The following is a 9,522-nucleotide window of genomic DNA, read 5'->3' on the forward strand; positions in this document are numbered from 1 at the left end:
AAAAAAAACAAGTTTTTAAAGCGGAAAGTGCAAGCCTAAATCAGATAACAGCCCTTTTATAATTATTGCTTAGGCTATTGCTGTGAGGCGTGCTTATCTCTTGTCTGCCCTACGTTATTAGGTTTGCTGCTGCTGTCCCTATCAATATTGGCCATGCGTACCAGTTTGTTAGTACTGTTATGCTTGTCTCGAATACTTGTGTTTGCAGGGCGATTATAGCTATTGCCCCGAATACAGCGTTAAAAGCTGTGCTTATTGCCTGTATTTTGTTCCAAAGCTCTTTTGTTTCTCTCATAGCTTACTTCCTTATGTTGGTTGGTCTTATCTTGTTTGTATGTTTAATTTAAATTGTTTCTTACTTCTAAGCAGGAAACCCGCAGGAGCGCCGAAGGTGCTAGCTTTTGATTCTATTCTTGGCTAGGCTGCTCCTATGAATTTATAACTATCAGTCGGTAGTAAAGGTTCTAATTATAAAAAAAGACCTCAAACGATGGCTTGAGGTCTCCGATATTTATCTTAGTCTAGATGTTCTTGTGTCTGTTAGGATTTGGAGTTTTCAGCTCTTTGTTATTGGTGTGCTGCTCAAGTATTGTAGCTTTTCTATATGGCTTAAATAGTGAGGATCTGATCATGCTTGTTATAGAGGACGTGTTGTCGAAAGTTATTGATAAAGGGAAGGGGGGCTGGTCTTTTAAGCGAGCAACTGCATTGGCAGTTTCTTATAGAGAGCTAAGAAGAACTTTAGGCAACGGTGACTTGGATATGTCCCCAATTCATGCTGGAGGCTCTCGTTCTAGAGCGAATTGGTCTTCTAAGGATATGGTCATTATGTGTAAAAATGAGAGTGTCCTTAAAGAATTAAATCATAGTAAATATATTTATCTCACTCCTGTGTGTATATTTATGGAAACGCCTACTTGGGCTCGGAGTAGGTATGAGTACGTTGCTATCTTAAAGAAAGCGGGACGTATTGGATACTCTGTATTAATCTTAGGTTTTGAAAGTCTGTCTTATGATTTTGACTCCCCTGGTTATGAACTGTACGGTGGAGCATGTGGTTTAATGGAGGTACTTTCTGATGGGACATTAGTACTCTTTGAGAGGACAGTGTCATGGGAAGAATTGAAAGGATGCAAAGTTAACACTACTTCTATTAGAGAATTATTTTTTGATAAAGATGAAATAAAGCTAGTTGATTCGGTAGTTGACGAAGTTGTAAATAATCATAGTTTGGATAAGAATGAAATTTATACTTATCGGCATGAAAATAAGGAAGAAGAAATCCCCATTATGAATCCCCCTCATCTCTGTCGCAGTGATTTTGATACGTATAAGTGGGATGGCCCGATAGATGATATTCCTTTCTAACTTGTATTAATTCTAAGTTAATTTGTTTTTAAGCCAGCATATACCGTGGGTACAATATCCACTCCGTTACTATTGACCCAAGGCATGCCGGTAAGGGGAAACCCCTTAACCCCAACCCCTCACAAAAAGCCGTGAGGGGTAAAAAAACAACAGCTAGAGCGAGGTTAAAATGGCAAGGACGAAATGGCTAAAAATCAGAGTGTCGGATCAAGAAATTGCAGACATCAAAAAGCGGACAGGCTCACATGATATGTCTAACTACGTTCGCAAGTTGGTACTCGATCAGCCGTTAGCCCCGCCCGAACCCAAGCACAAAAAAATCGTACACAGTGCCGACCCCGAATTGGTGCGAGCCATTAATCGCATTGGCATCAATATCAACCAAATAGCCAAGCAGACCAACACAGGGCAAGAAGTCGGTAACGCCGTATTGATTGCCTTACTTGAATTACAGACCACGCTAGACAAAGCACTAGCATCGAGTATGCCCGATGATCGTTAAATTCTTCACTCATGGCACAGGTGGCAGCAAAGGCGTGTTTGATTACTTGCTCAACGACAAAGAGCAGCCAGACGGCAAACGCCTTGGTGCCGAAGTATTGAGAGGCGACATAGACAATCAAGCCTTGCTCATTGATAGCCTCGACTTTAAGCAAAAATACACCAGTGGTTGCTTATCGTTCACCGAGACAGCCGACGAAGTCACAGCAGAACAAAAAAACGCCTTGATGGACGGCTTTGAGGAAACCCTTCGAGCAGGACTAGACGTTGATAGAGTAAGCGTGAGCTGGATTGAACATCGAGACAAAGGCAGATTAGAGCTGAACTTTGTCTTTGCTGATGTAGATTTAGAACACGGCAGAGCCTTTCAGCCCTATATCCACTACCAAGACAAGCGCAGGGTCAACGCATGGAAAGACATGCAAAATATCGAGCATGGCTTTACCGATCCCAATGACCCCGCCAACAAGCGATTAATGGCGCAGCGTGACAATTTACCAAGAGACATTAAAGACGCAAGACAAGCCATTACTGACGGCCTAAAGGCATTGGTGGTTGAAGGTGTAATAGCCAATCGTGACGACGTTATTCAAGCCTTAACGGATGGTGGCTTTGAGATAGCACGAGAGACAGACAAAGCAATCAGTATCAAAAACCCAGATCCCACAGCAAAACGAAATATCAGGTTAACAGGTGGACTATATGAACGAGGCTTTAAGTTTAGCAGAGAAGTTCAAAGCGAAATCACAGCAGCAAGCGAAGACTATCGAGCAGGAAGTAGAGAACGTTACGACGCAGCTAAACAGCTTTATGACAGCGAAATTACAAGAAAGCGAGACTATCATCAAGCAAGGCATGGAAAGCCTAGACACGAGCAACGAGCAGTTGCTCGAGACGTTAGCCACGCATCAAACCGATATGTCTACAGCCCTCGAAACCTATATGAGCAACGTCCAAGCCCATACCACCAAGCATTTAAACCAGTTCGCAGAAGACATAGAGAAGACGATAGAAGCCTACACACAGCATATAGCGCAACTGATAGAGCAGAGAGAAGACAGGATAGCGAAGGTTATCAAATCAGAAATGAAAAAATGGGCGATAGTAGCCGGTCTGAGCGCACTCGCCATGCTGATATTAGGTTTAACCATAGGGGCACTGCTGTTCAACAAGTTCTCGAAGCCGACCTATACCATTCAACAATCGCAGCCACAAACGCAGACACAGCAGCCCATCGACTACGGGCAGAGGTAAGTCATGGACAAGAGACTACTAGAGCAAGTACAGAAAGCCCTACAAGCACAGCAGGACACGATCAAACGCCAAGAGCAGATGCTAGACGACCAAGAGCGTTACATGAAGCAGATGCTCGACCAGAAAGACCAAGATATAGCGGAATTGACAGCCTCATTGAACAAATTGGCACAGACGAAGACGCAAGAATTAGAACGCTTGCCGACGTTGTTCAAACAGTTGCAAGCTTCAATGACAGAACAAACAAGCGTGTTCAATGGTTGGGTCGCATATCGGAAAGAGCACGTAACAACGCAAGCATCATTGATAAGCGAATTATTGGCTTTAGGGAACGTGCAAATTCAACTCGTAGCGCAGTTAAAGACGTATCAGAGTACGATAGCACTGCCCGACTATCTCAAGAGCGATACGACGCAGCTAGAGAGCGATACCGTGAAGTGGGAGAGCGAATTGAGCGCATTAGCGAACGCACAGAGCAAAATAGAGCAGTCACAAGCGAAAATCAAAGGCTCACAGACAGAAATACAGACGGAGCTGAAGGAATTAAGCACATTGCTGGACAAGTCAGAGAGGCGATAAAAGCTAAAGAGCAAGAACTTGAGCGTACTAGAGTGCCTACAAGGTCAAGATCTCCAGGTATGGGTCGCTAGCTGGCTGAGGCAGAAGAAAATATCGTAAACAATGGGCTATATAATATAGTTCGATGCCTTTACAGCGCACCGATCTTAATTTGAACCACTTTTTAAGGAAATAAAGACCATGCAATCACTGAGAAATGTAGTCATTAATGGGGCAGTAATATTTGCATTGCTGTTTGGATTGACGCTATCTGCGACAGCAGCAGAACCAACTTTTGAGGAGGTTAAAGCATTACAAGCTTTTGAGGAGATTAAAGTATTAGCAGAGAAGGGTGATAGTTTTTACCAAGCTTATCTTGGGAGTTATTACGCACAAGGCCGCGGCGTCCGACAGGATAATAGCAAGGCATTTTACTGGTACCAAAAATCAGCTAAGCAAGGCAATGATTTTGGGCAAGTAGGCATAGGATTCGCTTACAGCTTAGGAAAGGGCGTGCGTCAAGACGACAGCAAGGCACTTGAGTGGTTTAAAAAATCAGCTAAGCAGAACAACCGCACCGCTCAAGGTTATCTTGGGAAAATATATGAGAACGGAAAGGGCGTCCGACAGAACAAAACTACTGCAAAAGAATGGTACGGCAAAGCTTGCGATAATGGCTTTCAACTTGGCTGTGATAACTATAAACGATTGAATGAGCAGGGTTACTGATTTAACAGTTTGAAAAGTGATTGTTGGTATTATTTTTGGTATAGAGAATAAATAAATTCAAATAATGCCGTAAACACTGGACATACAGCCGACAGTTTGCTTCCTAGTATAAGGAGCCAAACTAAAAAACTAGCATGGATAAATTAGAAACTACAAACAAAATCTGTTTCTGTTTTAGCTATTGTTTCAGGTAAAACAGGGTTGAAGGAATTGTTTGTAGACCCAGAAGCCTTAACACTTCCATCTGAATTATAACCAGCTAGATATGTATTTTTAACTCTCTTTGGGTTACTTTTACAATCGTAAGAATTCAAAGCTATAAAATAATATCCTTCAGAGGTGACTATTTTGCTAAACGCTTGTTTATAGATACCTTGTGTTGATATTGATTCGGTATCAACATAAGAATATGTTTTTTTATCAAAAGTTGAACTAATAAAAACCCAATTTGCAGCACTAGCAAACATTGTTGCTGAGCTAACTAATAACAATACTATTAATTTTTTCAAAAAAATCTCACAAAAATAATCAAAGGTAGTTTCAAGTATAGGGTATATCACAATCACTGCCAACTGACTTGAATTACTCACGCAAAGTACACCCACAAGTAAACTGGCAGCACCTATCTATATATAACCATATTAATATCAATACTTTACCTACTGATTATGGTACCCACTACAGGTACCTTACTTATTCCTATAAGGTAGATTATGGTAAATGGTTTTGGGATTGAAAAAGTCATCGAGCCGAGTGCTCTGAAATATATCTGCTAACATGTCATCAACGCACAAATTTAACTCCAAAAACTTAATTATTAGAGCCACGCCATGACCTTTTTGAATACCTCATTGATACGTAAGTTAACCCTCTTTTTAGCAGCAGCGATGTTGTCTGTATCAGCGATGGCTGCTGATTTTGATCAGACACAACGCTTGGCCAACCAAGGCGATGCTAGCGCTCAAAGAGATCTTGGACTGATGTATGAGTATGACGATAGTGTTCCTCAAGATTATGCCAAAGCCCTTGATTGGTATACCAAAGCGGCCAATCAAGGTGGTAAGGGTGTTCAGAACACACTTGCTAGGGTTTACCACTTTGGTATGGGTGATAAAAAAGAGTACCAAGATTATGCCAAAGCCCTTGATTGGTATACCAAAGCGGAAAATTACGGGAAAATTGGTGACATGTACCATTCTGGCACAGGTGTACGTCAGGATTATGCCAAGGCTCTCGAATGGTATACCAAATCGGCAAATCAAGGTTCTGGCACAGAACATTATAAGATTGGAAAGATGTATTTTAATGGCGAAGGTGTACGTCAGGATTATGCCAAAGCCCTTGATTGGTATACCAAAGCGGCAGTACCACACGCCCAGGAAGCTATTGGTGATATGTACTACTCTGGCACAGGTGTACGTCAGGATTATGCCAAAGCCCTTGATTGGTATAAAAAATCTTCCAGTCTAGGCTATATTAGCCCTAAATTTAAAATTGCTGACATGTATTATCAAGGTCAAGGTGTACGTCAAGATTATACCGAAGCCCTTAAGGTGTACAGACCACTTGCCGATAAAGGTTACGCATCAGCCCAGTTTAATCTTGGTGTTTTATACTATGAAGGTCAAGGTGTACGTCAAGATAAAGCAGAAGCAAAAGAATGGTTTGGTAAAGCTTGTGATAACGGCGACCAAGGTGGATGTGATAACTATCGAATGTTAAATCAAAGGTAAGCTGCTACATATGCGGATTGCGGTCTATTTATTGGCCTATTCTGATAATAGAAATCAAAGAACACAGCAACCGCAAGCGTTAAAGATAATAGTTCGACTTCTCTAGTAACCGCCAAACTCAAAAAAGACGTTTCGGACAGGTAAAGCCGCTTTTGAGAAATAACCCCATGAAAGCCAAGAAAAGGTGGGTAGCAAGTCGCTAGTGATGTTAAAAGTGTTGGTAAGAGAATAATATCCGATACCATAAAACCCTAATTCATTGGGGCTATAACTCATAGTTCGATGCCTCTACAGCGCACCGATCACGATTTTAGTCACTTTTGAGGAAAATAAAAATCATGCAAACACTAAAGAACATATTCATTAATGGTGCAATTATATTGGCATTGCTGTTTGGACTCACACTATCAGCCACAGCCGCAGGGCCAACTTTCGAGGAGGTAAAATCATTAGCAGAGAAGGGTGATAGTTCCTACCAAAGCCTACTTGGTTCTTATTATCGTGAGGGTATAGGTGTGCGTCAGGATTACGCAAAGGCGTTTGAGTGGTCTAAAAAATCAGCTGATCAAGGTGATGTATTTGGCCAGTTTAATATTGGATATGCTTACTCAGAAGGCAAAGGCGTGCGTCAGGATTACGCAAAGGCGTTTGAGTGGTACACAAAAGCCGCTAAGCAAAATAATACCTTTGCCCAAAGTTATCTCGGCATCATGTATGAACTTGGCAGAGGCGTGCGACAAAATAAATCTATTGCAAAAGAATGGTATGGCAAGGCGTGTGATAATGGCCATCAAGATGGCTGTGATAATTATAAATTTTTGAATGAATAAGGCTATTGATTTACGCCCTTTCAAAAACCGATTGTTGGTATTATTCTTGGTATAGAGCAGATTATAAAAATACCAAGTCATAAGCAGTAAGGGTTACGGCTGACTGTTTACTTCCTAGTGTAGAGTCAAATGCGACACAACTAGAAACCTAGAAACCACAAACAAAATCTATCTCCTTTTTACCGTATGATCCAGGTATAGCAATTTTAAACTCAGCAGCTGTACCTGTTGGTACACCAGAAGCGACAGTATCTCCTTTTAAATTATACCTCGCAATATATGTTGTCTTGTTTCTTTTCGGATTACTTTTACAATCATAAGAAATCAAACTTATAATAAACGTGTCCTGCTCAATTATAATATACTTTGCAAACGCTTGTTTATAGTTACCTTGCGTTGATATTGAATCAGTATCAACGTAAGCATAATATTTTTTCTCAGGTATTGCACTAGTTTGAACCCAGTTCTCAGCGCTAACAGACACTGCTGCTAAACTAAAGCACAATACTACAGCTATTTTTTTCAAAGGATGTCTCAAGAAAATAATTAAGGTTAACTCTAAGTATAAGGTATAGCATAATCATTGCCAATAGCCTCGAATTATCCACTTCAAGTACACCCATAAGTACACTGGCAGCACCTACCTATAGGTAACCTTATAAATAATGCCATGTTCGAGTCCGTCCACAGGTACCTTGTCTATCCCATAAGAATGCTTTACTTAAAGGAAGCTATAATGAAAAAGCTTGTAATTTGTCTAGCTCTACCACTGTTTTTAGTTGGTGTTGATGCTAATGCTAGATCTTTAGCCGATTTAGTGTCATCCGCAGTGGGCCCGAACCCTGACTCAATCCAAATCTGTTACTTATTTAAAAATGATAATTTAATAAAAAAAGATATGTGTATTCAATCTTCTGCTGAATTCACTGGTGCCTCATCAACATATTTACAATTAACTGATAGTAAAGGTTATGAGATTACTAGGGTATCTGGTGATAATGATAGTAAGTTTGATATTGATGGTCGGTCGGCTCAGATGTATTATCGTAATGCCTCTGGGTATGAAGTTACAAGCTATGAACAGTTAATAAGTTATGGGCAAGAGCCTCTATATTGCTTCAAAAATAAAGTGGTTGATATCTGCTATAAATAGTTTAAATGAAGCACATTAACAGCAGCCTTAAACTTCAGCAGTTACGGATGCCAGCTTGGTTCCCTGCATACTAACTATCATTATTAACATAAGTATTAAATGAAGAAAAAGCCCTCTAGTGGGGGCTTTTTTTGTTAGATCAGCGTTTATGGAAAACAAAGCACCAAGCGGTCAGCTCTAAGCATGAAGTAGGTACAACTTTTTAGGACAATGCACGCCTTAAATGGCGTGGCTTTACGAGGAAATTGCTAATTGACGAAACAATAATGAGAGCGTAAACTCAAGTGCTAGAAACGAGTAACCCCCAGTGACGCCAATCACTGAGGGTTAGATGAATTTTAATCTGTGTCAGCAGATATAAAACCCACCATATTCGAACGGTCATTTTATATCAGCAGGCGCACCAACACAAGTGTGCGTGATGTTAATACTACCGGAAATATACGAAACACTCCCTCATAAGCCTTATTGCACTGATGGTTTAGGTAATCTTGTCATTCGTCCTAGGCAAACTGCCGTCAAAATGCGGTACATCCAGCATAACCCTCCTTGCATGACCCACTTCATTTGCTTAGACATTGATCATAAGCATGGCGCAATGCGTTGGGCGGAAGAATACCTACCACCACCACGGTGGACAAGCCAAAATCCTAAAAACGGACACGCTCATATTGTCTATGAGCTAAAAACGCCTGTTTGCACCAGTGAGCATGGCAGTCGTAAAGCCTTAGATTACCTCGCTAAGATACAAGCAGGGCTTGTCAGAGAGACACGAGCAGACGTCGGCTATACCAACTTCATTACCAAAAACCCGATGCACGAGCATTGGCGTACCGAAGTATGGACAAAAGAAGCCTACGAGCTGAGTTATCTAGCAGAGTTCGTTGATCTCAGACCTTTAACGGCTACCGAGAAAGAATACGGACTTGGTAGGAACTGCTCCTTGTTCGATACCGTTCGCCATTGGGCTTATTCTGCCATTAGAGAGCATCGAGGCAAGACTTGGGAGCAATGGTATAACTCAGTGCTTAAACACGCTCAAAGCGTCAATATGATGTTTTCAGCGCCATTACCGTACTCAGAAACTAAAGCCACTGCTAAAAGTATTGCTAAATATTGCTGGAAGCGTGACGCTTATCACTACAATGAGTTTATTTATCGTCAGGCGATTAAAGGTAGCAAAGGTGGAAAAGCTAGTAAATCTCCAAACGGAGGTATAGTAAGGTCAGCCAAGTATGATATTAAGAGAGCAAAATCTATAGAATTAAAGGCTTTACAGTATAGTGTTAAAGAAATAGCCTTAGAGCTAGGTGTAACGGATAGAACTATACGAAATTGGCTAAAAAAAACAAGTTTTTAAAGCGGAAAGTGCAAGCCTAAATCAGATAACAGCCCT

11 protein-coding genes are annotated in these 9,522 nt (G+C 41.0%); 8 read left to right on the top strand and 3 right to left on the bottom strand.

What is annotated here, in order from left to right; genetic code table 11:
* Positions 1–630 precede the first annotated feature (630 nt).
* From I3257_RS13740 to I3257_RS13755, 4 genes are all read left to right on the top strand, one after another.
* A complete protein-coding gene (locus I3257_RS13740) occupies positions 631–1,368 on the top strand; it encodes a hypothetical protein (RefSeq protein WP_238050115.1) in 738 nt (245 codons plus the stop codon).
* Positions 1,369–1,537: 169 nt separating this feature from the next.
* Entirely contained in the window at positions 1,538–1,870 is a 333-nt protein-coding gene (mobC, locus tag I3257_RS13745) for a plasmid mobilization relaxosome protein MobC (protein ID WP_238050116.1), read from the top strand.
* Positions 1,860–3,773: a relaxase/mobilization nuclease domain-containing protein gene (locus I3257_RS13750; RefSeq protein ID WP_238050117.1), complete on the top strand. Its 1,914-nt coding sequence runs from the start codon at positions 1,860–1,862 to the stop codon at positions 3,771–3,773. The genes mobC and I3257_RS13750 overlap by 11 nt, the downstream gene beginning before the upstream one ends.
* 109 nt (positions 3,774–3,882) lie before the next feature.
* Positions 3,883–4,410 carry a tetratricopeptide repeat protein gene (locus I3257_RS13755; RefSeq protein WP_238050118.1) on the top strand — a complete coding sequence of 176 codons (528 nt, stop codon included), beginning with the start codon at positions 3,883–3,885 and terminating at the stop codon, positions 4,408–4,410.
* A gap of 143 nt (positions 4,411–4,553) precedes the next feature.
* On the opposite strand, the gene I3257_RS13760 is transcribed toward I3257_RS13755, so the two are convergent.
* Entirely contained in the window at positions 4,554–5,000 is a 447-nt protein-coding gene (locus tag I3257_RS13760) for a hypothetical protein (RefSeq protein WP_238050119.1), read from the bottom strand.
* A 240-nt stretch (positions 5,001–5,240) separates the two neighbouring features.
* Here I3257_RS13760 and I3257_RS13765 point away from each other — a divergent pair, with 240 nt between their 5' ends.
* Positions 5,241–6,143 carry a tetratricopeptide repeat protein gene (locus tag I3257_RS13765; protein ID WP_238050120.1) on the top strand — a complete coding sequence of 301 codons (903 nt, stop codon included), beginning with the start codon at positions 5,241–5,243 and terminating at the stop codon, positions 6,141–6,143.
* A 102-nt stretch (positions 6,144–6,245) separates the two neighbouring features.
* Here the strand turns inward: I3257_RS13765 and I3257_RS13770 are convergent, their stop codons facing one another.
* A complete protein-coding gene (locus I3257_RS13770; RefSeq protein ID WP_238050121.1) occupies positions 6,246–6,419 on the bottom strand; it encodes a hypothetical protein in 174 nt (57 codons plus the stop codon).
* A 62-nt stretch (positions 6,420–6,481) separates the two neighbouring features.
* Between I3257_RS13770 and I3257_RS13775 the strand changes: the two genes are divergently transcribed.
* Positions 6,482–6,973, top strand: coding sequence for a tetratricopeptide repeat protein (locus I3257_RS13775; RefSeq protein ID WP_238050122.1), 492 nt, complete (start codon positions 6,482–6,484; stop codon positions 6,971–6,973).
* Positions 6,974–7,121: 148 nt separating this feature from the next.
* Here the strand turns inward: I3257_RS13775 and I3257_RS13780 are convergent, their stop codons facing one another.
* Positions 7,122–7,499 (bottom strand): hypothetical protein, encoded by a 378-nt coding sequence (locus tag I3257_RS13780; RefSeq protein ID WP_238050123.1) that lies wholly within the window; start codon positions 7,497–7,499, stop codon positions 7,122–7,124.
* Positions 7,500–7,709: 210 nt separating this feature from the next.
* Between I3257_RS13780 and I3257_RS13785 the strand changes: the two genes are divergently transcribed.
* Entirely contained in the window at positions 7,710–8,126 is a 417-nt protein-coding gene (locus tag I3257_RS13785; RefSeq protein ID WP_238050124.1) for a hypothetical protein, read from the top strand.
* Positions 8,127–8,547: 421 nt separating this feature from the next.
* Positions 8,548–9,486, top strand: a complete 939-nt coding sequence (locus I3257_RS13790; RefSeq protein WP_269135378.1) for a replication initiation protein — start codon at positions 8,548–8,550, stop codon at positions 9,484–9,486.
* Positions 9,487–9,522 lie beyond the last annotated feature (36 nt).

The sequence above is a fragment of the Psychrobacter sp. Ps7 genome, assembly GCF_022129225.1.
Lineage (GTDB): Bacteria > Pseudomonadota > Gammaproteobacteria > Pseudomonadales > Moraxellaceae > Psychrobacter > Psychrobacter immobilis_A.